Source organism: Synechococcus sp. CB0101, from assembly GCF_000179235.2.
Lineage (GTDB): Bacteria > Cyanobacteriota > Cyanobacteriia > PCC-6307 > Cyanobiaceae > Vulcanococcus.
In genome coordinates this window covers 1831283-1855578 of the sequence record NZ_CP039373.1, presented here as the reverse complement: position 1 = coordinate 1855578, position 24296 = coordinate 1831283, and the positions used below count along the sequence as shown (strand labels likewise).

The 24296-nt window shown below is 67.1% G+C and carries 27 protein-coding genes; 13 read left to right on the top strand and 14 right to left on the bottom strand.

Annotation, left to right across the window (positions count from 1 at the left end; translation table 11 throughout):
- Position 1 precedes the first annotated feature (1 nt).
- From trmB to CB0101_RS09895, 3 genes are read left to right on the top strand one after another with little or no spacing between them, the layout of a single operon-like run.
- A complete protein-coding gene (gene trmB / locus CB0101_RS09905) occupies positions 2-712 on the top strand; it encodes a tRNA (guanosine(46)-N7)-methyltransferase TrmB (protein WP_029553157.1) in 711 nt (236 codons plus the stop codon).
- A complete protein-coding gene (locus tag CB0101_RS09900; protein WP_010312027.1) occupies positions 709-2031 on the top strand; it encodes an IctB family putative bicarbonate transporter in 1323 nt (440 codons plus the stop codon). Before trmB ends, CB0101_RS09900 begins: the two co-directional genes overlap by 4 nt.
- On the top strand, positions 2024-2989 hold the full coding sequence (locus CB0101_RS09895; protein WP_010312030.1) for a BadF/BadG/BcrA/BcrD ATPase family protein: 966 nt from the start codon (positions 2024-2026) through the stop codon (positions 2987-2989). Before CB0101_RS09900 ends, CB0101_RS09895 begins: the two co-directional genes overlap by 8 nt.
- Here CB0101_RS09895 and glmM read toward each other — a convergent pair.
- On the bottom strand, positions 2976-4382 hold the full coding sequence (gene glmM, locus CB0101_RS09890; protein ID WP_029553158.1) for a phosphoglucosamine mutase: 1407 nt from the start codon (positions 4380-4382) through the stop codon (positions 2976-2978). The genes CB0101_RS09895 and glmM overlap by 14 nt on opposite strands.
- A 43-nt stretch (positions 4383-4425) precedes the next feature.
- Positions 4426-4650, bottom strand: a complete 225-nt coding sequence (locus CB0101_RS09885; protein WP_010312035.1) for a hypothetical protein — start codon at positions 4648-4650, stop codon at positions 4426-4428.
- Positions 4651-4699: 49 nt separating this feature from the next.
- On the opposite strand from CB0101_RS09885, the gene CB0101_RS09880 reads away from it, so the two are divergent.
- Positions 4700-6688 carry a lytic transglycosylase domain-containing protein gene (locus CB0101_RS09880; RefSeq protein WP_010312037.1) on the top strand — a complete coding sequence of 663 codons (1989 nt, stop codon included), beginning with the start codon at positions 4700-4702 and terminating at the stop codon, positions 6686-6688.
- On the opposite strand, the gene CB0101_RS09875 is transcribed toward CB0101_RS09880, so the two are convergent.
- A complete protein-coding gene (locus CB0101_RS09875; protein ID WP_010312039.1) occupies positions 6685-7191 on the bottom strand; it encodes a hypothetical protein in 507 nt (168 codons plus the stop codon). The genes CB0101_RS09880 and CB0101_RS09875 overlap by 4 nt on opposite strands.
- The gene (locus CB0101_RS09870; RefSeq protein ID WP_010312041.1) at positions 7188-7604 is read right to left on the bottom strand and encodes an NIL domain-containing protein; all 417 of its coding nucleotides are present in this window, start codon (positions 7602-7604) and stop codon (positions 7188-7190) included. Before CB0101_RS09870 ends, CB0101_RS09875 begins: the two co-directional genes overlap by 4 nt.
- 135 nt (positions 7605-7739) lie before the next feature.
- Between CB0101_RS09870 and CB0101_RS09865 the strand changes: the two genes are divergently transcribed.
- Positions 7740-8243 (top strand): thioredoxin domain-containing protein, encoded by a 504-nt coding sequence (locus CB0101_RS09865; protein WP_136644273.1) that lies wholly within the window; start codon positions 7740-7742, stop codon positions 8241-8243.
- Between the two features lie 60 nt (positions 8244-8303).
- The gene (thyX, locus tag CB0101_RS09860) at positions 8304-9026 is read left to right on the top strand and encodes an FAD-dependent thymidylate synthase (RefSeq protein ID WP_010312046.1); all 723 of its coding nucleotides are present in this window, start codon (positions 8304-8306) and stop codon (positions 9024-9026) included.
- Between the two features lie 3 nt (positions 9027-9029).
- Here thyX and dcd read toward each other — a convergent pair whose 3' ends face one another.
- Complete coding sequence (dcd, locus tag CB0101_RS09855; RefSeq protein ID WP_010312049.1) at positions 9030-9623, bottom strand: dCTP deaminase; 594 nt, start codon at positions 9621-9623, stop codon at positions 9030-9032.
- Positions 9623-10246 (bottom strand): cob(I)yrinic acid a,c-diamide adenosyltransferase, encoded by a 624-nt coding sequence (locus CB0101_RS09850; RefSeq protein ID WP_010312051.1) that lies wholly within the window; start codon positions 10244-10246, stop codon positions 9623-9625. The genes dcd and CB0101_RS09850 overlap by 1 nt, the downstream gene beginning before the upstream one ends.
- Before the next feature lie 122 nt (positions 10247-10368).
- On the opposite strand from CB0101_RS09850, the gene rph reads away from it, so the two are divergent.
- From rph to CB0101_RS09830, 4 genes are all read left to right on the top strand, one after another.
- Positions 10369-11103 (top strand): ribonuclease PH, encoded by a 735-nt coding sequence (gene rph / locus CB0101_RS09845; RefSeq protein ID WP_010312054.1) that lies wholly within the window; start codon positions 10369-10371, stop codon positions 11101-11103.
- 64 nt (positions 11104-11167) lie between these two features.
- Positions 11168-11908 carry a global nitrogen regulator NtcA gene (gene ntcA / locus CB0101_RS09840; protein WP_010312056.1) on the top strand — a complete coding sequence of 247 codons (741 nt, stop codon included), beginning with the start codon at positions 11168-11170 and terminating at the stop codon, positions 11906-11908.
- Between the two features lie 38 nt (positions 11909-11946).
- Positions 11947-13104 (top strand): DUF3084 domain-containing protein, encoded by a 1158-nt coding sequence (locus tag CB0101_RS09835; protein ID WP_010312058.1) that lies wholly within the window; start codon positions 11947-11949, stop codon positions 13102-13104.
- Complete coding sequence (locus CB0101_RS09830) at positions 13101-13532, top strand: polyamine oxidase (protein WP_010312060.1); 432 nt, start codon at positions 13101-13103, stop codon at positions 13530-13532. Before CB0101_RS09835 ends, CB0101_RS09830 begins: the two co-directional genes overlap by 4 nt.
- Positions 13533-13540: 8 nt before the next feature.
- On the opposite strand, the gene CB0101_RS09825 is transcribed toward CB0101_RS09830, so the two are convergent.
- Genes CB0101_RS09825 through psbH form a run of 4 tightly spaced genes read right to left on the bottom strand, consistent with a single transcriptional unit; the run spans position 13541 to position 14948 of the window.
- On the bottom strand, positions 13541-13798 hold the full coding sequence (locus CB0101_RS09825; protein ID WP_010312062.1) for a DUF3146 family protein: 258 nt from the start codon (positions 13796-13798) through the stop codon (positions 13541-13543).
- Positions 13799-13809: 11 nt separating this feature from the next.
- Complete coding sequence (gene pth, locus CB0101_RS09820) at positions 13810-14460, bottom strand: aminoacyl-tRNA hydrolase (protein WP_010312064.1); 651 nt, start codon at positions 14458-14460, stop codon at positions 13810-13812.
- Positions 14461-14479: 19 nt separating this feature from the next.
- Complete coding sequence (locus tag CB0101_RS09815) at positions 14480-14743, bottom strand: TatA/E family twin arginine-targeting protein translocase (RefSeq protein ID WP_010312066.1); 264 nt, start codon at positions 14741-14743, stop codon at positions 14480-14482.
- A 4-nt stretch (positions 14744-14747) separates the two neighbouring features.
- The gene (psbH, locus tag CB0101_RS09810; RefSeq protein ID WP_010312068.1) at positions 14748-14948 is read right to left on the bottom strand and encodes a photosystem II reaction center phosphoprotein PsbH; all 201 of its coding nucleotides are present in this window, start codon (positions 14946-14948) and stop codon (positions 14748-14750) included.
- A gap of 85 nt (positions 14949-15033) precedes the next feature.
- On the opposite strand from psbH, the gene psbN reads away from it, so the two are divergent.
- Complete coding sequence (psbN, locus tag CB0101_RS09805; RefSeq protein ID WP_029553161.1) at positions 15034-15174, top strand: photosystem II reaction center protein PsbN; 141 nt, start codon at positions 15034-15036, stop codon at positions 15172-15174.
- Here psbN and CB0101_RS09800 read toward each other — a convergent pair.
- Positions 15162-18182 (bottom strand): alpha-mannosidase, encoded by a 3021-nt coding sequence (locus CB0101_RS09800; RefSeq protein WP_010312073.1) that lies wholly within the window; start codon positions 18180-18182, stop codon positions 15162-15164. The genes psbN and CB0101_RS09800 overlap by 13 nt on opposite strands.
- Before the next feature lie 100 nt (positions 18183-18282).
- Here CB0101_RS09800 and CB0101_RS09795 point away from each other — a divergent pair, with 100 nt between their 5' ends.
- Together CB0101_RS09795 and CB0101_RS09790 are read left to right on the top strand one after the other, a co-directional pair.
- Positions 18283-18402: a photosystem II reaction center protein I gene (locus tag CB0101_RS09795; protein ID WP_010312075.1), complete on the top strand. Its 120-nt coding sequence runs from the start codon at positions 18283-18285 to the stop codon at positions 18400-18402.
- 71 nt (positions 18403-18473) lie between these two features.
- Entirely contained in the window at positions 18474-21626 is a 3153-nt protein-coding gene (locus CB0101_RS09790) for a DUF3769 domain-containing protein (protein WP_246833741.1), read from the top strand.
- Positions 21627-21628: 2 nt separating this feature from the next.
- Here the strand turns inward: CB0101_RS09790 and CB0101_RS09785 are convergent, their stop codons facing one another.
- The 3 genes from CB0101_RS09785 to leuC all read right to left on the bottom strand — a co-directional run bounded on the left by CB0101_RS09785 (position 21629) and on the right by leuC (position 24244).
- Complete coding sequence (locus CB0101_RS09785; RefSeq protein ID WP_010312079.1) at positions 21629-22123, bottom strand: pentapeptide repeat-containing protein; 495 nt, start codon at positions 22121-22123, stop codon at positions 21629-21631.
- Between the two features lie 71 nt (positions 22124-22194).
- Positions 22195-22830, bottom strand: coding sequence for a 3-isopropylmalate dehydratase small subunit (locus tag CB0101_RS09780; RefSeq protein WP_010312082.1), 636 nt, complete (start codon positions 22828-22830; stop codon positions 22195-22197).
- A gap of 4 nt (positions 22831-22834) precedes the next feature.
- Complete coding sequence (leuC, locus tag CB0101_RS09775) at positions 22835-24244, bottom strand: 3-isopropylmalate dehydratase large subunit (RefSeq protein ID WP_010312084.1); 1410 nt, start codon at positions 24242-24244, stop codon at positions 22835-22837.
- Positions 24245-24296 lie beyond the last annotated feature (52 nt).

Here is a 24296-nt window from a genome sequence, read left to right as displayed (position 1 = left end):
GGTGCGCCAGCACGTCAATCCCCTCAGCCGTTTCTTCCAGCTGCCGCTGGAACTGCCCGCGCCGGCAGCGCTGTTCAGCGATCCCAGCCAGCCGATCCACCTGGATATCGGCTGTGCCCGCGGCCGCTTCCTGCTCGCCCTGGCCCAACAGCAACCCGCGCTGAATCACCTCGGCGTGGAGATCCGCCGGCCGCTGGTGCAGGCCGCCGAAGCCGACCGCCAGGCCCTGGCTCTGGGCAACCTGCACTACTTGTTCTGCAACGCCAATGTGAGCCTGCAGGCGTGGCTGGCGGTGCTGCCAGCCGGCCAGCTTGATCTGGTGTCGATCCAGTTTCCGGATCCTTGGTTCAAGAAAAAGCACCACAAACGGCGGGTGCTGCAGCCAGCGCTGCTGCTGGCGATCGCCGCGGCCCTGGCCCCGGGCAAACGCTTCTTCATCCAGAGCGATGTGCCCGCCGTGATCGATCCGATGGTGGCGCTCACCGAAGCCTGCGGGTGCTTCAGCCGCCCCGCGATCGACGCCAAACCCTGGCGCGCGAGCAACCCCCTGCCGGTGCCCACTGAGCGGGAAACCTATGTGCTCAACCAAGGGCTGCCGGTGTATCGCGTGCTCTATGAACGCAACGAAGCACCGCTGCCGGAGCTGGCAGTGCTGGAGCAATGGCTAGAAGCCACCGATAATCCGCTCGACTCCGCAGTCCCCACGGCATGAGCCTGGCCCCGGTGCCGTCCACCCCCTGGCTGCTGCGCTGGCAAGGCCTGCTGGCCAGTTCGGCCTCAGGTCCGATCAGCTCACGCTTCAGCCTGCTGGCCGGGCTCGTGCTCTGTGCACTGATGGCCGGGCTGCCGCTCGTCACCCGTGGCGGGCTGAGCCTGTTGATCCTTTCGGCCGGACTGCTCTGGCTGCTCTGGGCGCTGTGTACTCCAGCCGGACGAATCGGCGGCATCAGCGGCTGGCTGCTGGTGATGCTGGGGGTGGCGGTGCTGGCCACCGGCTTCTCACCGGTGCCAATGGCGGCCTTCAAAGGGCTGCTGAAGCTCACCAGCTATCTGGGGGTGTATGCCCTGATGCGTGAGCTGCTGGCCTGTGCTCCGCAGTGGTGGAACCGCATCGTGGCCGCCCTGCTGGCGGGGGAATTGGTGAGCGCGGTGCTGGCGATCCGCCAGCTCTATGGCGACACCACTGAACTAGCCCGCTGGGCCGATCCGAATTCAGTGGCCGACGGCACGATCCGCGTGTACGGACCACTCGAAAATCCCAACCTGCTGGCGGGCTATCTGATCCCGATCCTGCCCATCGCCCTGGTGGCGCTGCTGCGCTGGCGCACGTGGCCGCAGCGGCTATTTGCCGCAGCTTCACTGCTGGTTGGCGCGGCTGCACTGTTCCTGAGCTACAGCCGCGGCGGCTGGCTGGGCATGCTCGGCGCCTTGGGTGCAGTGATGCTGCTGCTGGTGTTGCGGCAGACCCGCCACTGGCCCACCCTCTGGCGCCGCCTGTTTCCGCTGCTGCTCGTGGCAGCGGCCGCTGCCGCACTGGTGGTGGCCGTCACCCAGATCGAACCGTTGCGGATCCGCGTGATGAGCCTGGTGGCAGGCCGCCAGGACAGCTCCAACAACTTCCGCATCAACGTGTGGCTGGCCGCCATCGAGATGATTCAGGAGCGGCCCTGGCTCGGTATCGGGCCGGGCAACAGCGCCTTCAACCTGATCTATCCGCTCTACCAACAGCCCAAGTTCAACGCCCTCAGCGCCTACTCCGTGCCGCTGGAGCTGCTGGTGGAGGGCGGCATCCCCAACCTGCTGGCGGGGCTGGGCCTCCTAGCCGCCAGCATTCGCGCTGGCTGGGCCCAGCTCAAGGGCGAATCCAGCTGGGCCCTACCGGCCCTGGCCGCCTTGGCCGCGATTGCAGGCCTGTGCGTGCAAGGCATCACCGACACGATCTTTTTCCGCCCTGAGGTGCAGCTCACCGGCTGGTTCTGCCTGGCCACCCTGAGCGTGAGCCGCAGCGCCGCAGCCCGCGCTGATGCCTGAGGCTCCGCCCCGGCTGATCGCCGGCTTCGATGCCGGCCAAACGCACACCACCTGCCGGCTGGCGCGGCTGGAGACCAGCGGGGCCTGGCGTGTGCTCAGCGAAGGCCAGGGGGGTGGGGTTTCCCACCTGGCCGCAACAGGCGGCGATAGCCGGTTTGCAGCGGCGCTGCAGGGCAGTCTCACGGCCGCCCTGGCCGCAGCGCAACTGGAAGCGAACACACCCCTGGCAGCTGCGGGGATCGGCGCCAGCGGCATCGAAGCGGGCAGCGCCGTGCAACACCAAGGCACCGCGCTGGCGGCCCAGTGCTTGCAGCTCTCTCCTGAACTGGCCGTGGTGGTGGGCGACGAGCGCACAGCCCTGGCCGGCGCCTTCAGCGGAGGGGCCGGCATCCTGGTGATCAGCGGCACGGGCTGCATTGCCGCGGGCAGCGATGGCCAGGGGCAGATCAGGCGCTGCGGGGGCTGGGGCTGGCTGCTGGATGGGGCCGGCTCCGCCATGGATATCGGCCGCGATGGCCTGGCCTTGAGTGTGCAGATGGCGGATGGACGTGTCTCAGACACACCACTGCGGGCGGCGCTGTGGGAAGCCCTTGGCGCTGACTCAGCCCAGGCGGTGAAAGCGGCTGTGGTCGCCCCAGACTTTGGTGCGGCAGGCTTCGCCCGCCTGGCGCCGGTGCTGAATGAGCTGGCCCTGGCCGGCGAGCGCCATGCCCAGGCGGTGATCACACGCTCTGCCGAGGCCCTGGCGGCGATGGTGCAGAGCGTGGCCGAGCAGCTGGATCTGCCCGCACCTGCTGTCTGCGGTGTGGGCGGAGCCTTGCTGCATCTGCAGCAGCTCCAGCTCGCCTTTCAGACAGCCCTGCGGCAGCGGCTGCCTGAGGCCACACTGCAGGCTCCGGCCGGCGATGCCTGCAGTGGTGCCCTCAGCCTCGCGGCGGCGGCGATCAAGCAGCGTTGAGGTACTGATCGGCCAGAGCCGCCAGATGCTGGCTCCAATGATCCACATCGGCCTGCTCGGCCGCTTCCACCATCACCCGCAACAGCGGTTCGGTGCCGCTCGCCCGCACCAGCACGCGGCCTGAACCATGCATCGCGGCCTCGGCCTGCTGCACCGCTTCGCTGAGTGGCGCGCAGCTCTGCCAACCGGTGCGGCGAGCCTTATCAGGCACGGTCACATTCACCAGCTTCTGGGGATAGGGCTGGAAGCTGCTGTCCATCCAGTCGGCGAGGGAACCGCCCCGCGCCTGAATCAAGCTGGCCACCTGCAGCGCGGTGAGCAGGCCATCGCCGCTCATGCCATGGCGCGCCGAGAGGATATGGCCCGATTGCTCCCCGCCGAGGGCCGCCCCCAGCTCCTCCATGGCGGCGTGCACGTATTGATCGCCCACGGCCGTGCGCTCCAGCAACCCGCCTGAGGCCTGCCACGCCCGTTCAAAGCCCAGGTTGCTCATCACCGTGGCCACGATCCGGTTCGCGGGCAAAACGCCATCAGCCATCAGGGCCTGGCCCCAGAGATAGAGGATCTGATCGCCGTCCACCACCCTGCCGCGGCCATCCACGGCGAGCATGCGATCGGCATCACCATCGAATGCGAACCCCATCGCCGCACCCTTCTCCAGCACCACCGTGCGCAGGGGCTCGAGATGGGTGCTGCCGCAGCCCTGATTGATGCGGCTGCCATCGGGCTGGCCATGAATCACGGTGAGATCAGCGCCGAGGGCGCGGAACAGTGCTTCACCGCAGCTGGTGGCCGAACCCCAGCAGAGATCCAGCACGATGCGGCAGCCCTCCAGGCGCGCACCCTCCACGCTCGCCAGCAACCGCTGCTGGTAGGCCTCGAGGAGGTCGGGGCGCTGGTGCAGTCGACCGGTGGCGCGAAAGCCACTGCTCACCTCGCTGCCGCCGTGCAGGCCCGCTTCGATCGCCGCCTGTTGCTCCTTGCCCAGCTTGGCGCCGCAGGCGCCGAACACCTTGATGCCGTTGTCGTGCGGGGGGTTATGGCTGGCACTCACCATCAACCCGCCGCTGCCGCCCAGCTGACGGATCGCCCCGGGCACCGCCGGAGTGGGGCAGAGACCCAGATCGAGCACATCGCGGCCTGCAGCGGTGAGTCCGGCCGCGAGCGCTGCCACCAGCATGGGGCCACTGCTGCGCGAATCACTGCCCAGAAGGATCGGCCCTCCCGGCGGCAGCACCTGCCCGCACCAATAGCCGAGCTGCAAGGCCAGGGCAGGGGTGATCTGCGTGCCCACCCGGCCGCGGATGCCATCGGTGCCGAAGGCGGCTGTGCCCTGGGGTAGAGGCGTTCCCAGAGGGAACGCAGCCAGGGAGAACGCAGCCGATTCGGCCATCACACCACCACACCTGAAGCGGCCTGCAGGCTAGGCGGAGGCCTCAGCGCCAACGCCGCGGCCACCAGGCCCAGAGCAGCAACTCCACCACCGCCCAAAGCAGCACGCCGCCCACAAACCAGCCGGGCAACAGCTGCAGCGGCCAGAGGGGGCGCAGCAGCATCAGCAGACCCGCCAGGGCCCACACCTGCAGCACCCGCCGCCGTTGCCGCCACCCCGGCAGCACCGTGAGGCTCGGCGGAAGCGATGGCAGACGCAGCCGGCCCATGGCCTGGGGATGAGATCTCCCCAAGAATGCCAACACTTGTTGCTCCGCGTTGCCCCAGCTGCGCCCCTCCGCCGCCCTGCTGATCGGCGCCACCTGCCTCGGCAGTGGCATCGCCCTGGCCGCAGCTCGGCAGGCCCTGGTGCGGCTGGCTCCTCCCCTCAACCCCAACAGCAGCACGGCTTCGCTGCAGGCCGCACGTTTCCGCAGCGTTGATCCCCTGCGCCGCCGTGATGCCGCCTTGCTGCTCAGTGCCCAGCCCAAACGCACACCCGCCGAGCGCCAGCAGCTGCTGCAGGGGCAAGGCTGGGGGAACGGCCCGCTGGCGGCGGTCGCGCTGAAACAAGGCGCGCAGAACGCAGAAGCCCAGGGCAAACCGCAGCAGGCCCAGGCGCTCTGGCACAGCCTGCTGCGCCGCTTTCCCCAGGAACCCGCCAGCGCTGATGCGCTGTATGCCCTGGGCCAACGCACCGTGCTGCTTCGCCGCTTTCCCGCCCACCCCGCGGCCCTGGCAGCAGCACTGGAAGATGGCGACAGCCTGCATCTGGCCCGCTGGGGTGCCCGCTGGCCGGGGGCTGAAGACCTACTTCTGCGGGCCTGCGAGAACCCAAAGCAAGGCCTCAACAGCGAGCAGCGCCAGCTGCTGAGCAGCGGCTTGCTGCAGGTGGGCCAACTGGAGGCCGCCGAGCGCTGCCTGGGGCAACAGCAACCCTCACCCGAGCTATCCCTGAGCCTGGGCCGCAGCCTGCTGCGGGGGAGCGGCGCCGAGCAGGAGCGGGGTCAGGCTCTGCTGCTGCAACTCGCCCAGCAGCAACCCAACAGCCCCCTGGCTCGAGACGCGGCAGCGCTGCTGGCCGAAGAACCCGGCGCTGCTGCGCTCGCGCGCCTAGAGCATCTGCCCAGCAGCCTGAGGCAGGGGCCGGCCGTGCAGGCGCGGCTAGCCCTGGAGCAACGCATCCCCTGGCAGCCGGTGCTGCAGCGCTGGCCCCAGGAACCGACCAGCTGGGAGCTGCAGTGGCAGCTGGCCCGTAAGGCCCTGCTGCAGCGGCAGTGGACGGAGGCCACCCAGATCCTGGAGGCGATCCCCAGCCGGAAGCTGCCGGCGGTGCTGGCCGCGCGGCAGCTGTTCTGGCAGGGCTATCTCGCCCAGCGAGCGGGCCAGAGCGAACAGGCCAAACAGCTCTGGCAGACGCTGCTGCGCACCCAACCGGTTGGGTACTACAGCTGGCGGGCCAGGGTGCGGCTCCAGCAACCGCTGCCCGGCGCCGCACCCATGCCACCCGGCCCCAGCGCCGAGCTGAGCTGGCACCCCCTCGCCAGCGGCAACCATCGGCTCGATGAGCTGTGGCGCACCGGCCAAGCCCTCGAGGCCTGGGAGAGCTGGCGCCATCAACAAGGGGGCCGCCGGCCCCAGGGCCCAATGCAACTGCTGCTGGAAGGGCGCCTGCGCACCGCCATCGGCGACGACTGGACCGGCCTGGGCCAACTGGACTTCGCCAACCTGCGGCTGCCGCAGCCGGGCTGCCGCGCGCAATGGCAACGGGCGTTGCAACAGCACCCGCGGCGGTTCCAGGCGGAGCTGGGCCAGGCCGCCCAGCAAGAAGGAGTGGACCTGGAGCTGCTCTGGGGCGTGGCGCGGCAGGAATCCAGGTTCAGCCCAGGGGTGAGCTCACCGGTGGGGGCGGTCGGGCTGCTGCAACTGATGCCCGAAACGGCCGCCGAACTGGCGGGCCGGCCGGTGAGTGCCGCCGAATTGCCGACGCCAGGGCTGAACGCCCAGCTCGGAGCCCGCTACCTGCGTCGTTTGCTGGAGCAATGGGAGCAACAGCCGTTCCTCGCGGTGGCCAGCTACAACGCCGGGCCCGGTGCTGTGGCCAGCTGGCTCAACCCTGCCCTGCCAGACCCCGAGCAGGAACCGGAGCTCTGGAGCGAAGCGATCCCCTATCCCGAAACCCGCCTCTACGTGAAAAAAGTGCTGGGCAACCGCTGGAGCTATCAGGTGCTGCAGAGCGATCCCACCGCGATCTGCATGGAGCCCTAAACGAGCGCAGGCACAAGCCGCTCATGCACCAGCGCCCCGAGGCTGATGCCCAGCAGCACCCACACGCTCAAGCCGATGGCCCCCATCCAGGGGGCCGGCGCAACGCGCAGCCGGCTCAGATCCAGGCGCGCCAGCAACACCGATGAGGCCAACACCAGCACCTCCGCCAACACGGCCAGGTGCAGCAGGTACAGGCCACCGGTGATCACGATCAGCAACGTCACCACCAAGGTGAGGGCCTTGCTGGCGGCCATCAGCTGCGACAACTCCCGCAGCAGCAGATCAGGCATCGCGCAGAACAGCACCACCACCAGGGCCTGCAGACATTGCAGGGGCCAGAACAGCGGCCCCGCCAATTCCAGCTGGAGGGGGGTCTCGGCGCGGTTGAGCATCAGCGGCGCCACCTCCGCCCAATGCAACCCCATGTAGCCACTCACCAACAGCAGCACCAACAACATCGGTGCCCGCACAGGCAGCAACAGCAGACCAAACACAGCTTTCACGGGGATGGCTCCAGCACCAGGGCAATCGCCTCAAACGGGCAGGTGGGAATGCATTGTTCGCACACCAGGCAGCGTTGCGCGTCGAACTGGAGCTGCCAAGTGGGGGCGTGGCTACTCAGGGCACCGCTGGGGCAAACGCTGGTGCAAATGCCGCAATCCACGCAGCGCGCAGGATCCACCTGGATCTGACCGGAGGCGCGGTTAAGGCCAAGCCCCTGGCTTTCCAGCCAGTGCTCAGCCGCAGCGAGATCATCGATATCGCCGGAGAGCTCCACCACCATGGTGCCGCTCTGATTCGGGGCGATCTGAGCCCGCAGGATCTTCGCGGCAATGTCGAACTCGACCGCCAACCGATAGGCAATCGGCTGGTGCACCGCTTCGCGGGGGAAATGCAGGGTGATGCGGCGCTTCACTCAGGCTCACCCGCTGGCGCTCAGGCTAACCAGCTTCAGAAAGCTGGCAGATTGTGGCAACCCGATCAGGCTCCCCCCGTGAGCGCACCGACGCCCGACTCCACAGCCCAACCGTTGCTCGGACGCCGAGCCCGCATGCTGCTGGCCGCCCTGGGCGCCGTTTTGGCTCTGGCCCTGTTCGCCCTGCGGGGCGGCCTCCAACCCGCCGCACCGTTGGAGAAGCTGGCGCGCCAATCCCTCGATCTTTCGGTAGCGCTGGGGGACGGACGCCCCACCCTGGTGGAGTTCTATGCCGACTGGTGTGAGGCCTGCCAAGCCATGGCACCCGCGATGGAGACGATCGAGCAGCAACACCATGGCGAACTCGACGTGGTGCTCCTCAATGTCGACAACCCGCGCTGGCAGCCGGAGGTAGATCGTTATGAGGTGAACGGCATCCCCCAGCTGGAACTGTTCAATGCCTCCGGCGAACCGATCGGCCGAGCCCTCGGGGCCCGCAGCAAACCGGAGCTCGAAGCACTCACCACAGCCCTGATCGCGGCGACACCGCTGCCGCAGCTGGCGGGCCTTGCCAGCCAGAGCAGCCTGCAACCCACCCTGGCGGCAACCCCGATGGCTGGTCCGCGCAGCCACGGCTGATCCAGCCAACCCCGCCTACCCTGCAGCCACCGCAGTCCGGCGGGCGCCGGCACCTTCCCCATGAACCGCTTCCGGGTTGAGCTGATCGCCGCCACCCCCAACCCGCAGCAGTGCATCTACGCCGCGATGCACCAGGACTACAGCGAGGGCTTCGTGGCCGCCGATCGCGCCGAATGGCCCGATGAAAGCAAAGCCGGCGAGATCTGCGTGAAGCGCCTGCTGTCCGGTGAACGGGGCCATTACGGACCGCTCGAGCACGCTCAGATCGTGCTCAATGTGGGCTGGTTCCCCCATTCGGTGATGCAACAGGCCCGAACCCACCGGGTCGGGGTGAGCTTCGATGTGCAATCGATGCGTTACACGGGAGATCGCATCTGCAGAGCCGCCAACGGCGAGCTCGAGCTGGAGGAGGTGTTCTATCTGCGCCCCGAGGGCCACTACAGCGATCGCCAGGGCAAGAAATACGCCTACACCGCTGAAGAGCGCAGCAAGGATCTCGAGCTCTGCCGGCTGGCTGCCGAGCGCTACCGCGACATGCTTGCGGCCGGCTTCGCCGAGGAGCACGCCCGCGGCATCCTCCCCTTCGACTACCGCCAACACTTCGTGGTGAGCTTCTCGCTGCGGGCGTTCCTGCACTTCATGGATCTGCGGGCAAAGCTCGATGCCCAGGAGGAGATCCGGGTGCTCTGCGATCTGATGTGGCCGCACATGCAGGCGTGGGCGCCGGAGATCGCCGCCTGGTACGAGAAGAGCCGTTTGCATAAGGCTCGGCTCGCACCGTGAGCCTTAAACCTTGGCGAGGGTGACCCGCTCGGGCTGGTGCTGGTATTTACCGGCGCGGTCCTGGTAGGTGGTTTCGCAGGGATCGCCTTCGAAGAAGAGCAGCTGGCAGATGCCTTCGTTGGCATAGATGCGGCAATCAGCTCCCGAAGAGTTGCTGAACTCGAGGGTGAGGTGCCCTTCCCAGCTGGCTTCCGCTGGCGTGGTGTTCACGATGATTCCCAGCCGGGCATAGGTGCTCTTGCCGAGACAGATCACTGTGATGTTGGCTGGCACCTTCATCTTCTCCAGCGCCACGCCGAGCCCATAGGAATGGGCCGGGAGGATGAAGTAGTCGCCGTCGTTGTCGCGGTGCAAAGGCGCCGGCTCGAGGTTGGCCGGATTGAACCGCTTGGGGTTCATCACCGTGCCCGGCACATGCTTGAAGATCAGAAATTCCTGGGGCGAGAGGCGCAGGTCGTAGCCATAGGAGGAGCAGCCAAAACTCAGCACCGGCTGGGCGCCGTTATCCGGATCCAGGTGGCGCACCAGCTTGGGCTGGAAGGGCTCGAGCATGCCGGCCGCAGCCTGCTCGTTGATCCAGCGGTCGTTCTTGAGCATCAGAAACCTCGGCGCAGCTGCGTGACCTGATCCGCCATCGCCAGTAGAGCGCTGGGCATGGAAGGCCCCGTCAGGATCACATCCAGGTGGGAGGGGCGCTGCTCGAGGGCGGCCAGCACCTCAGCGTCCTCCAGAAAGCCGAGCTCGACAGCCAGGCCCAGCTCATCGAGCACCAGCTGATCCAGCTGTCCCGCCAGCATCTGCTCGCGGGTGAAGGTCCATACGTCGCGCACAGCCTCGCGATCCGCAGCACCGGCCTGATCGGCTGCGGCCGGCTCCGCCAGGCAGCTGACCACGGCCGGTCTCAGCCACTGCAGCCGTCCGCACAGCCAGACGCTGCGCTCCAGCCCTTGATCAACACCCCCTTTGAGGAACTGGCTGATCAACACGCGGCTGCCGAGGCCGGCACTGCGCAGGGCCTGACTGAACACTCCGCTGAAACTGCCGCGGAAGGGAGCGGTGTGCACCTGCAGCAAGCCTTCCTGCTGTGCCACCAGCCGCAGGCTGCGTCCAGCTACAGACGATGCCGAGCTGACGGCACGCCCACCGCCGGCAGCCCGGTGGCCAGGCCGAAAGGGGCCGCTGGAGCCACTGCCGGGAAGGGCTGCAATGCTCGCCGTCATCTCCGCTGTGCCGCCGCGCTGAATCCTGAATGTAGCGGTGGCGAACCGATGGGCAAGCATCAGCCACTACCTGTAGTGCAAACACCCGTACCATCGAGCCAACGCAGATCCAGGCCCAACCCATGCCCGCAGCCCCGTCCCGCAGCGATGGCCGCAGCCCGAGCGACCTGCGGCCGACCCGCTTCGACTGGGATCCGATGGGCTTTGCCCTGAGCTCCGTCACCGTGCACACCGGTCGCACCGCGGTGATCTGCAGCGTTTGCCTCGAGGAGGACGTGCCGAAATGGCGCCAAGGATCCGGCAAGGGCTGGCTCAGCGCCGACTACCGCCTGCTCCCCGCCAGCACCCCCAGCCGGCAGCCGCGGGAGTTGATGAAGCTCTCAGGCCGCACCCAGGAAATTCAGCGGTTGATCGCCCGCAGCCTGCGGGCCTGCCTTGATCTCGAAGCCCTGGGCGAGCGCAGCCTCCACATCGACTGCGATGTACTGCAGGCCGATGCCGGCACCCGCAGCGCATCGATCACCGGGGCCTGGGCGGCCCTAGCCCTGGGGCTGCGGCGCCTTGAGGCCCGCGGCGTTCTCAACGGCACCCCCATGCTGGAGCAAGTGGCCGCGGTGTCGGTGGGGCTGGTGGGAAGCCAGGCCTTGCTCGACCTCGACTACAGCGAGGACAGCCGCGCCGAGGTGGACCTCAACGTGGTGATGAACAGCCAGGGGCAACTGCTGGAGGTGCAGGGCACCGCCGAAGGAGCTCCCTTCTCACGGCAGCAACTCAACCAGCTGCTCGATTTGGCCGACGAAGGCCTGCAGCTACTTCGGCATAGTCAGCTGCAGGCGCTGGAGCAAGCCCCGAAATAGTGTCAATCACTACAAGAGCCCGCAGGGGTGATCCGTAGGGTCCGCCTCAAATTGCCCCGCCGTTATGGTCGGCGCCCAACCAGGCTTCAGCCGCTACTCCCAAAGCCCGACCACCGGCGCCGCAGGGCTCACCCCGGTGGCGGGATCTCCCGTTGCCTCCAACGCCACGCTGTTGGATGTGATCCGCGGCCTGAATGGCAGCACCACCGAAACGGTGGAGCGCGGCAAAACCATCTTCTTCCCGGGCGATCCCGCCGAGAAGGTGTACCTGCTGCGGCGCGGCGCCGTTCGCCTCTCGCGCGTTTACGAGTCGGGCGAGGAGATCACCGTGGCCCTGCTGCGGGAAAACAGCCTGTTCGGGGTGCTCTCGCTGCTCACCGGCCAGCGCTCGGATCGCTTCTATCACGCTGTGGCGTTCACCCGCGTGGAGATGGTCACGGCCCCGGCCGCCTCGGTGCGCAAGGCAATCGAGCTTGACGCCAGCGTGGGGCTGCTGATGCTGCAGGGCCTCTCCTCACGCATCCTGCAGACCGAAACCATGATCGAAACCCTCACCCACCGCGACATGTCGTCGCGACTGGTGAGCTTTCTGCTGGTGCTTTGCCGTGATTTCGGGGTGCCCACCAGCGAAGGGATCACGATTGATCTGCGCCTCTCCCACCAGGCGATCGCCGAAGCGATCGGATCCACCCGGGTGACGATCACCCGCCTGCTTGGGGATCTACGCAACGCGGGCCTCGTGCAGATCGACCGCAAAAAGATCACGGTGTTTGATCCGCTTGCCCTGGCTAAGCGATTCAGCTGAGCGCTGTCCACCGATACTGAGCGTCGTCGCGCAAGGTTGTGTCGGGCTGGCTGTTGATCCTGGCGCTGCTGTTGCTGGGTGGAGTGCTCTCCACCCTCGGCGATCGGCTTGGTTCCAAGGTGGGCAAGGCGCGCCTCAGCCTGCTCGGGATGCGGCCGCGTCGTACGGCCGTGGTGATCACGGTGCTCACCGGCAGCCTGATCAGCGCCATCTCGCTTGGCCTGATGCTGCTGGTGAGCGATCGGCTGCGCACCGGACTGTTTGAGCTCGACCAATTGGAGCGGCGCCTCCGCGAAGGCCGTGAGGCCCTTGAGCGCAGCCAGAGCGAGCTGAATGCCGCCGAGCAGGGCCGCCAGGAAGCCCGCAGCCAGCTCGGCATGGTCGAAGCCCAGGCCGCTTCCCTGCGCAAGGAGCTGGCCCCCCTGCTGCAACAACGCCGGCAACTGGAGCAGGAACGCGATCAGCTCAGCCGCGAAATCGGCACCAAAGATGCCGATATCCGCCGCAACCGCGAGGAGCTGGCACGGCTGAACACGCGGATCAGCGCCTCGGCCAAAGAGCTACAGCAGCTGGAAACCAACCTGATCGCCCTGCGGCGCGGTGATGTGGTGATCAGCAGCGGCCAACCGCTGGAGATCGCCAAGGTGCGGATCCAAAGCCCTGATCAGGCCAAGGTGGTGATCGAAGCGCTGCTACGCCAAACCAACATCAACGTGTTCCAGCGGGTGCTGCCCGGGCAGCCCCCCAACCGGCAGATGCTGTTGGTCCCCCGCAGTGACATCACCAAGCTCGAGGGCATCCTCAGCAAACGAGGCGATTGGGTCGTGAGCCTGATCTCCGCCGCCAATGTGCTCAAGGGCGAACGCCAGGTGGTGGCCTTCCCCGATGTGCGCCGCAACAAGCAGGTGGTGAAAGCGGGGGAACAGTTGGCCACCACCGTGCTGGAAGGCGATGAACGCAGCCCAGAGCAGGTGCGTAGCCGCCTCAATCTGCTGCTCGCCGCGGCCTACAACACCGTGCAGCGGGCCGGCAGCTTGGCCAGCGGCCTTCAGTTCGATGCAGCCAGCGTGAATCAACTCACGGCTTCGCTCACCAACCGACCCGCCGGCCAGGTGGTGCAACTGCAGGCGATCTCGCTGCGCAACAGCGATCTGGTGGATCCGGTGGCCGTTGAACTGCGGGCGGTCGCGCGGTGAACCATCTCGCCGCCATCGATCCAGGCCTGAGCAAATGCGGCCTGGTGCTGGCCGACACGGAAACGCTGCAGGTGAAAGCCGCCGGCGTTCTACCGCCCGAGCGCTGCCAAGCACTGCTGTTGGAGTGGGCGCAAAGCCCTGGCTGCACAACCGTGCTGCTGGGAGATGGCACCGGCAGCCGGCCCTGGCAGCAGTGGCTCCGCACCCATCAGCTGCGGGTGCAGTTGATCCCTGAGGCGGGCACCACCCTCGCTGCTCGGGAGCGCTACTGGCAGCTGGAGCCAGCCCGCGGCTGGCGGCGATGGCTCCCCCCCGGCCTGCGCCTGCCCCCCCGGGATGTGGACGATGTGGTGGCCCAACTGCTGATTGAGCGCCAGCTTGGCCGGGCGCTGAGCCGCAGCCGAGACCTTGAGCTGCTCAACCGTTGAATCGCGCTCTAAAACTTGGCCCGCACGGTGAAGGCGTAGTCCCCACCCGGCTCAAGCTGGTAGTCGGCCTTGAGCAGAAAGCGCAACAGCGCATCGTGGATCAGGGCGCGGCCCAGAGATGGCTCCACCAGCAACTCGCCGCGATCAAAAAACCAACTGAACGTCCACTGGAAGCCGCCCGCACTCACCTCTCCTTCCAGCAGACGCTGGCTGAAGCTCTGCTGCAGGACCCGCAGCTGAGCCGTGGTGGTGGGTAAGCGACTCACAACGGCGCTCCTCAGCCCAGCGGTGCTTCCGCCAGCTTGGCGGCAGCCGGCGCCACAAACCCGTTCAATCGGTTACCGGCCCGCTCAAATCCCAACCGCTGAATCAGATCGACACCGGCCAGCACCTCCGCGAGCACCTGATCGAGCACCGGCTGCTCAGCGGCGTCAAAACGGCCCAGCACATGCCCCACCGTGCGCTGCTTGCGCTCGACGGGATTGAGGGCCGGCGCACCGATGCCGATGCGCAGCCGAGGGAACTCCTGCCCGCCGAGATGGGCAATGGTGCTGCGCAGGCCGTTATGACCGCCGGCGCCGCCGCTGGTGCGCAAGCGCAGGCGGCCCAACGGCAGATCCATGTCGTCGACCAACACCAAAATCTGCACCGGATCCAGGCCAAACCAATCGAGAGCGGCACGGATCGAGCGACCGCTGTCGTTCATGAAGGTCTGGGGCATCAACAGGCGCAGGCGCTGTGCGCCAACGCCGACCTCGGCCAGCAAGCCATGCAGCTTGTTCTGCTGCTTAAAACTGCCGCCCGCCTCGGCGGCGAGGCGCTCGAGCGCCATGAACCCCACGTTGTGGCGAGTGCCGGCGTATTTGTCGCCGGGATTGCCGAGCCCTACCAGCAACTGCAGTGGGGCGGTGCTGCTCGAACCAGCCATGAACGCTCAGAGGCTCAGCTCACGCCTCTGAAGAGGGCTCAGGAGCAGCTTCAGCAGCCTCTGGCTTCTTAGCGGGCAAGGAACTGGTGACGCTGACTTCGGCATCCACCGTATCGACCGCTTTGCGGAATTCCTTCTCAAATTCGCTGGACGCACTCTGAAAGCCCTTCAGGGTGCGTCCAAGGGTTTTGCCCAACTCGGGCAAGCGCTTCGGGCCGAACACCAGTAAACCGATGGCCGCGATGACCGCCAACTCCGGCAGTCCGACTCCGAAGACGTTCATCCGATCAGCCGACGCCGTTCCAGTTGACGGTGATGCCGTCGAGCAGCAGTGACTTGTTGTACAGCTGAAGGATCACCAGCAGAAACACCAGGAACAGGGCCATGAACACACCCATCACCGGGGTGGTGCCCCAACCGGGAACAACCTTGCCGTACTCGGAGTTGAGGGGACGCAGCAGATCTCCCAGGCGGGTGCGTTGAGCCATGACGGGCTTTGCTCTCTGGCAAGGGTCAGTCTCGTTACTGTAAGGGCCGCGGCAGCCGCCGCGGCTGTGCCTGTCGAGAGTTGTGATGGAAACGTCGTCCCCAGCCATGTCCGTGGCACTGGCCGTGTTGGCCGTGCTGCTGGGCCTGACCGGCTTCGGGATTTACCAAGCCTTTGGCCCGCCGTCCAAAGGTCTCACCGATCCCTTCGACGATCACGACGACTGAGGGTCGCCTCCCGCACACCAGATCTGCCAGTGGCCGAGCTGCCAGGGCAACAGTTGATCCCCCGCTTGGAGATCAACGGACGCCTCCCCTGATTCGCGGCGAGCGATCCACCCTTGAGGCCAGCGCAGCTGTTGGCGCTGCGGGCTGAGGTTTTGCACGGTGAGCCGGGCTGTGCCGGGCTGAGCGTGCGGCTGCAGCTGTACCAGCTGCAGCGCCGTTGAACCCAGATCCAGGGCCGGCCAACCCTCGGGAGCACCAGCACCAGCTGCGGGGCGAATCCAGAGCGGCTCGCGGAACCGTTGCGCCGCCAGGGGCACCGCTTGCTGGCGCCAGCCCTGGGCACAGGGCATCAGGGCCAAACGCAACCGTTGCCGCCCCTGATCGGCGGAGGGATCCGGCCACGTGGGCGCCCGCAGCAACGACACCCCAAGGCGATCCGTATCCGCCGACACCCCCTGGGGCCCATCCAGCAGCACCGCCAAACCGCCACCTGCCGCGCGCTGGGAGGCCAGCCAACTGATGGCAGGCACCTCCCAGCGCGCCTGCTCACGGCCATTCACCGGCGCAGCCGGGCGCTCGATCACGCCGCCCGAGGTATCGGCGGCGTAGCGGCAGGCGGCTTGCGCCAGGGGCAACTCCAGCCGCAGCAGCTCATGGCGCTGGCACCAATCCACCTGCAGCGTGAGCTCCAACCATGGCGATGCCGCCCGCAGTTGCACGTCCAGCCGCAGGCGGCTGCTGCCGCAGCGGCCACGCCACACCAGCCGTGTACAGAGCGGCCCCTGCTCCGCCACATCAGGGCCGCTCTGCCACTGCAGCGGCAAGGGGTGCTGGCGGTAGTCGACCGCAAGATCCCAGGCATCCCAGAACTCTCCGTGATCACGCCAGCGGCACCAAGCCGCTGGCTCCGCCAACTGGGCCACGCCGTCCGCCCCCCACAGCTGCTCGAGCCCGGTCGGGCCGAACGCCGCCCGCACAAGGCCATTGCTGAGCTGCAGGGTTTGATCCACGGCCTGCAACACAACCGGATGCTGGAGCGCAACCACCTCGGAGTGCGCCTCCAGCGCAGCGCGTTGCAGCGGCACCGCCGCCACACCGGCGGGCAGGTTGATCTGCACCCAAGTGCCACCACCGGGTGCTGACTGCTGGGGGAGCGCTGCCTGGCTAGGGAGCTGTCGCCAGGAGCCCGCCGGCAGCCGCAGGGTGCATGGCCCCGCGCTTTGCAACTGCCCTTGCACCAACCACCAGCCGTTGCGGTGCGGCGGCAACAGGGCCTGCCAGGCCGCATCACGACAGCGGCGGGCCTGGCGGCGCGCAGCACGCCACTGGGGTTCGGCCTGCTCAAACACCTCCGGGATCGAGGTGCCCGGGAGGATGTCGTGAAACTGCTGGAACAGCAACGGCTTCCAGTCAGCCGGGGCTGGCGGGGGTGCGCCCGGAGCCAATACGTGTTGAAGGGCCTGGGCCAGATCCGCCTCCCGCAACAGCCGCTCCAGGCTGCGGTTATGGCGCTTCTGATCGGGCCGGCTCGTGGCACAACCGCGGTGCAACTCGAGATAGAGCTCATCGCGCCACACCGGCAGCTGCGCCGCCAACGGCTCGAGCCCAGCCAGGTACTGGCGCAGGCTGCCATGGGTCTGCGGGCAGGCCAACGGTTGGTTCTGCCACAGCTGCAACTGCTCGAGCATCTCTGCAGTGGGACCGCCGCCGTGATCGCCCACACCCGGGAGCCAGAGGGCCTGATCCACGCCCGTGGCGCCTTGCCAAGCGCGGCTGTAGGCCTCAATCGCTAGGGGGTCACCGTCGGTGCCGATCGGAGCCGTAGCCAGGGCCAGCAGTTCACTGCCGCAGCGGCTGCGCCAGCGGAACAGGCGGTGGGGGAACGGTTGGCCGCTGTTCCAGGCGAGCTTGTGGGTGCAGAACCACTCCACTCCGGTACTGCGGGCCACGGCGGGCAGTCCTGCACTGAAGCCAAAGCTGTCGGGCAGCCAACAGAGGTTGTGTGTCAACTCGGGGAAACGGGAGCGGCTGTAGGCCTGGCCAAGGGCAAACTGCTGCTGCAGGGAAGCGGTGCCGATCAGCACGCAATCGCTCTCCACCCAGGGGCCATTGATCGGCTCGAAGCGCCCGGCTTGCATCGCCGCCCGCAGCCGCGCAAACAGAGCCGGGCGGTGCTGCTCAATCCAGGCGTAGAGCGCCGGGGTGGAGTGGGCGAAGTGGAGCTCCGGGAAGCACTCCATCAAGGAGAGCGCTGATTCAAAGGTGCGCACAGCGGCCTGCCAGGTGTCGGCCACCGGCCACAGCCAGGCCAGATCCAGATGGGCGTGGCCCAACACCTGCACAGGGCCAGGCGGCTGCAACTGCTCCTGCTGCCTCAGCCAAGGCTCCAGCACCGCTGCGCTGGTGGGATCAGCTGGATCAAGCGCATCCAGCTGTTTCAGCAAAGCCGGCTGGGCCTCAGCCGGCAGACGCTGCGCCGCCAGGGCCAGCCGCGGCCCTGCCAGCACCCCACTGGGATCGGCTGAATCCAAGGGCTCCTGCTCCACGGCACTGGTGATCAGCGCACCGTCGTCGTGGAGGGGGGAGCGCAGGCGCAGCTGTAGCTGCAGGGGCTCGCCGTTCCACCAGGCAGCGGGGAGGGGCCAGCGGCAGGCGGTATCGAAGAGATCCCCCTGATGCACCCTCTCCCCGTTCACCCGCAGGTCCACCGCATCGGCCCACCAACGCAGCACCAGACGCGCCAGGCGATCCCCCTGCTGCCGTTGCTGCCAGGCCACGGGACACACCAGCTCCAGCTGCAGCTCCAGCCACCGGCCACCGCGGGGCCAGATCAGCAGGCCGCGGGCATGCCAATCGGGGCGATGACGCGCTCCCCAGGGATCCAGCAAGGCCAGATCGCCAGCGCCAGCAGGGGTGCAGCGGCGCCAGAGGGGCCTGAGATCCAGCCGCGATTGCCCCTGAAACGTTTCAATCCAGGAGCGAACAGCGCGCTCTGGCCCCTCCGGCATCGGTCTACGCGATCACGACCCATAGGATGATGCCGCTGCCGCAGGGTCATTCAGGGCCCACCTGGCGCCCGTCACTCCCTGTCACCGCCGGACAGAACCAATGCTCGCCCTCAAGATCTCGGTTTACTCCGTCGTCTTCTTTTTCATCGGGATCTTCGTGTTCGGCTTCCTGGCCAGCGATCCCAGCCGCACCCCCAGCCGCAAAGACCTGGAGGAGTGATCCTCTGCCCGAAGCCTGATCGGCGTTCCCGCCCCAGGCGTGTCAGGATCACGCCCTCTTAATTCCCTTCGGTGCCTGTCCCGCAACGCGTCCGCCGTTTGATTGCGGTGCTGGGATCGGCATCGATCGCGATGGGCGGTCACGCTGTTGCAGCGGAACAGCCCACGACTGCACCCAGCCCTGCTGCTCCGGCCTCGGAGGGGGGCCCATCTGGACTGATTGAGGCCACACCGGCTCAGCGGCCACCGATCGAGATCGAGCTGAGCGCCGACGATCAGGGGTTTGACCTGCTGGCCAACCGATTTGTGGCCACGGGCAATGTGAAAGTGATCCTGGCGGGAGGCCGCCTGCTGGCGGATCGCCTGGAATACGAAAGCGCCACCCGCACCATTTTCGCCAGCGGCCGGGTTCGCTTTCAACGCGGCAACCAATATCTCCAGGCCAGCAAGCTCCGCTACAGCCTGATCGAGAACAGCGGCGAGATCGATGAGGTGTACGGCGTCCTCGATCTCGATAGCGCCGCCCTCGACCTCAACCCCAGCCAGCCGCCTAGCGCCCCGCTCCTGCCGCTCAGCTATTGGGCGACACCCGTGGCGCCCTTCAACGGTGATGTGAGCTTCGGGGTCGCCGAGCTCCCGGACGCCGACGCCACGGTGGGTGAGGCCCTGGAGACCTCACCTCTGAGCGGCGGTAGCGAAGCGATCGGCGTCCCCGCCGGAACCCCGGAGCGCCTACCGGCCGACGACTGGGAGATGCCACCGGTGGCCCTCTCGCCTCAGGCGCAGACGATGGCCTGCCCGCCGCCGCTGCCGCCCGTGCCCAACTGGCGCCCTTACCCCTGGGCGGCGACCGTGTGGGGCGGCCAGATGATCGACGCCAACTTCGGCGACACCTTTCTGTTCAATGGCCGGATGCGGCCGGAATACCTCTGGGGGGTGGGCCTGAACAAGCGGCTGCTGCGCGCCGGCCCCCTGGCCTTGGAATTCGATTCCAACGCTCTGCTGCACCACGCCTATGAGCAGCAGGGCGGTGAATTCAACCAAGACGTTCCCTACGCCAACACCCCCGCCCAAACCTTCGGCGAATTCACCTGGAGCTTCGGTGTGCGCGCCTGGCTGCAGCCGTGGCTGAGCCTGGCCTTCTTTGAAGGCGTCAGCCTCAACACCAACGTCAGCAACTACGAGAAGACGTTCCGCGAGAACTACACCACCTTCCTCAACTACCTCGGCTTCGAGGTGGAAGCGCTGATCAAGCCGGAATGGTCGATTGTGGGCCGCATCCACCACCGCTCCGGCGCCTACGGCACCTACAGCGGCGTGAGTGAAGGCAGCAATGCCTACCTGGTGGGCATGCGCTACCGCTTCGGCAGCAGCCCACCGCCGCGGTTCAGCGTGGCGATGGAGCCACCGGATGGCTGCCCGGGCGGCGGGCAACCGCAACCCAAACCACTCAGCGAGCAGCTCAATCAGGTGGCACTCGGTTCAGCCGAACAAGCCACAGGAACACCTGCTGAGGTACCCGATGCTGCGAGCAACTCCAACGCGCTCAGCCCTGGTCAGCAGGAGGCACTGCGTCGCAAAGCCATTGCAGCCGCGGTGGATCAACGGGTGAGCAACCTGCAGTTCCAGCAGAGCCTCACGGTGCGGCGGCAAGCGGGCAACGCTGGCGACGACGTCAACATCAGCGGCCGCGAGGTGACGTACGGAAGCGTGCGGCCCTGGCAGCTCAATCCCCTCACCACCAAGGAAAACCGCAAATTCGTGAGCGGCATGATCAGCCGCTGGCGCATCCAGGCCAACCGGCTCACCGTGACGCCGAACGGCTGGCAAGCCGATCGAGCCGCCTTCACCAACGACCCCTACACACCGGCCCAGTCGTGGGTGGATGCCAGCGGTGTGGTGGCACGCCAGGAGCCCAATGGCGATTTAGTGCTTCAGGCCAAGAGCAATCAACTGATCCTGGAAGATCGCCTACCCATTCCGCTGCAACGCAACCAGCGCTTCGAGAAAGACCGCGAGGTGGAAAACCGCTGGGTGATGGCGGTGGATTCAGAAGACCGCGATGGCTTCTACCTCGGCTACAACCTCAAGCCGCTGGAGGTAGGCAAGCGCGGCACCCTCAACCTGCAACCGCAGTTCATGGTGCGCCGCGCCCTCGATGGCACCACCAGCAGCTATGTGTTGCCGGGCAAGCCGATCGGCAGCTCACCGAAGAGTCAGCCCACTCGCATTGGGGATCTCTTCGGCCTGCTAGCGCGTTTCGACACGCGCGTGCTCGGGCTCAACATCGACGTGGTGGGTGATTTCTCCACGTTTGATCCGAGCAACTTCGCCAATGGCACCCGCAGCTGGGGGGATATCAGCCGCTCCTTCCGATTGCCATGGATCGGACGCACCACCGCCCGTGGCTTTGCCGCCTATCGCTATCGGGTCTGGAACGGCTCCCTTGGCGAGCAAGACGTTTACTCGGCCCTAGGGGCTTCACTGGAGCAAACGCGCGATCTGCCCAACCTGGGCAAGATCACCAACAAGCTGTTCTGGCGCGCTGGCTTCGGCAACTTCCAGGGCACTGAGTTCAAGACCGTGAATCTGGCGGAGCTGTGGCGGGCCAACGTTTACGGCTCCATCAACAGCCGCCTGCCCCTCTGGAGCGGCAAACCACGCAATCCCGGTACGGAGCTGGCCACCCGCTTCAGCCCCACGCCGATCGTGCCTGGCCTGGCCATCAACACCAACCTGAACATGAACCTCGCCTACTACGGCGATGGCACCAGTCAGCAGGCCTTCAGCATCAGCGGCGGACCCACCCTCACCCTGGGCCACCTGCAAAAGAACTTCTTCGACTACACCCAGGTCACCGTGACCGGCGGCGGCACCCTGCGTCAGGGCGTCAGCCCCTTCAGCTTCGACCGCATCGTGGACCTGAGCACCATCGGCCTCGGGCTGACCCAGCAATTAGTCGGGCCCCTGATCCTGAGTGGTGGCATCGGGGTGAACAGCGATCCCAATTCCGAATTCTTCGGTGATGTGGTGGATTCCTATGTGGAGCTGCGCTGGCAGCGGCGTGCCTACGAATTGGCCGTGTACTACAGCCCCTATCAAGGCATCGGCGGGGTGCGGGTGAAGCTCAACGACTTCAACTTCCGCGGCACCGGTGTGCCCTTTGTGCCCTACACCCCACCGGGCCTAGCCCAAGACCAGGCGATTCAACGCCGAGGTTTCTAGGCCTAACGCCCCGGCAACGGCGGCAAGGAATCTGGCCCCGCCTCATCGCCGCCAATCATCAGATCACTGCCGGTGAAGTCGGCCCCGATCAACACCGCACCCTCCAGTTGCAGCCCCGGGGTGAGGGCCTGAATCAACACGGCATCGCGCAGATTCGCCTGGCGCAGATCCACGTCACTGAGATCGGCGTTGCTCAGCCAACTGTCCTGAAGCATTGCGCCACGCAGATCGGCGCCACTGAGATCGGCTCCCTCCAGATTGCTGCCGCGCAGATCCGCACCACGCAGATCGGCATCGCGCAGGTCGATCCCGTTGAGCAGCAGCCCACTCAGATCGGCTCCGCGCAGATCACAACCGCGGCACTGCGGCCAAGGCGGCGAGACCTTTGCCGCTGGAGCCCGATAGGGCTCAACCACGAGTGGCTGGGCCGCAGCTACGGCAGCTGGCGCCAGCAACAAGGCCGCAATCACCGGCTGGAGTGAAGCAAGGAGTCGCATCGGCCACAGACTGCTCTCTCCTTGATAGACACTTACGCGACTGGCCGCCACGCGGGCGGCCAGGGCCAAGCTCAGGCGGCGCTGAATCCGCTCAGGTAAGGCAGGCGCGCAACCGTCGCATCGAGCGCTTCGGCGTTGGCCAGCAGCTGACCGGTGGCATCCCACTGGCCGGTTGCCAACATCTGGCGCGGGCCGGCGGCCAACTCCAGTTGCCAGCTTTGGCTGCCGCGGCTCAGCCGCGCATCGGCCACATCCACCTCGAAAGCGGCAGCGGGATCGGCTTCAGCAGCGGCCTGAATCGCCAGCATTGTGTCGTGATCGGCTGCCAGGCAAGGAATACCCAAGGCCAGGCAGTTGCCGTAGAAGATCTCGGCGAAGCTCTCGCCCACCACGGCGCGAATGCCCCAACGCATCAGCGCCTGGGGGGCGTGCTCCCGGCTCGAGCCGCAGCCGAAGTTGCGGTTCACCAGCAGGATCGAAGCGCCCTGAAGCTCCGGGCGATCGAAGGGGTGCGGGCCCGCGGCGCCACCAGCCAACTCAGCACGATCGTCGGCGAAGGCGGCGGGGCCAAGGGCGTCAAAGGTGACGCACTTGAGGAAGCGCGCCGGAATGATCCGATCGGTGTCGATGTCATCGCCGCGCACCACCACGGTGGTGCCGCTGACGCTGCTGATCGGGCCGGCGGGGAATGGCGTGGAGCTGGTCATCGGATCAGGCGTTGAGGAGGGTGCGAACGTCGCTCACGCGGCCGTTGATGGCGGCGGCGGCCACCATGGCCGGGCTCATCAGCAGGGTGCGGCCGCTGGCGGAGCCCTGACGGCCCTTGAAGTTGCGGTTGCTGGAGCTGGCGCTGATCTGCCGGCCCTCGAGCCGATCGGGGTTCATCGCCAGGCACATCGAGCAGCCGGGCTCGCGCCACTCAAAGCCGGCCTCAAGGAACACCTTGTCGAGCCCCTCGGCTTCCGCCGCGGCAGCCACCTGCTCACTGCCAGGCACCACAAAGGCCTTGATTCCGGGTGCCACCTTGCGGCCCTTGGCCACCGCCGCCGCCGCCTGCAAATCGCTGAGGCGGCCGTTGGTGCAGCTGCCGATGAAGCACACATCAACCGGTGTACCGGCGATGGGGGTACCGGGCTGCAGATCCATGTAGCGGTAAGCCTCCTCAGCGAGAGGACGCTCGTCAGGCTCGGTTTGCTCGAGGGTGGGCACAGCTTCATCCACGCCGATGCCCTGCCCGGGGGTGATGCCCCAGGTGATGGTGGGGGCAATCGAGGCGGCGTCAAAGCGCACCTCATCGTCGAAGACGGCATCGGGGCCGCTGGCGAGGCTGCTCCACCAGGCCACGGCCTGATCCCAGGCCGCACCGCTTGGGGCAAAGGGCCGGCCCTTCAGGTAATCGAAAGTCACCTGGTCGGGGTTCACGTAACCGCAGCGGGCGCCGCCCTCGATCGCCATGTTGCAGAGGGTCATGCGCTCCTCCATCGAGAGCGCATCGATCGCCGGGCCAGCGAATTCGTAGGCATAGCCCACACCGCCCTTCACGCCGAGGCTGCGGATCACATGCAGCACCAGATCCTTGGCATAGACACCCTGCTGCAGCTGCCCATCCACCCAGATGCGGCGCACCTTGAGCTTGCCCATGGCCAGGCTCTGGCTGGCGAGCACGTCGCGCACCTGGCTGGTGCCGATGCCGAATGCGATCGCACCAAAGGCACCGTGGGTGGAGGTGTGGGAGTCGCCGCAGGCGACGGTCATGCCCGGCTGGGTGAGGCCCAACTCAGGGGCGATCACGTGCACGATGCCCTGACGGCCACTGCCGAGGCCATGCAGGGTGATGCCGTGCTCAGCGCAGTTGGCCTCAAGCGTGGCGAGCATCTCCTCGGCCAGCGGGTCGGCGAAGGGCCGTGCCTGGGAGGTGGTGGGCACGATGTGATCCACCGTGGCCACCGTGCGCTCGGGGTGACGCACGCTCAGGCCCAGGTCCTTCAAGCCAGCAAAGGCCTGCGGGCTTGTCACCTCATGGATCAGGTGCAGGCCGATGAACAGCTGAGTGGAACCACCGGGCAGCTGGGCCACCTGATGCAGATCCCAGACCTTGTCGTAAAGGGTGCCGGAGCTCACGGCGCATCCACCAACGCAGCCCGCGAGCCTAGGGCGGAGAGCGATACCGCTC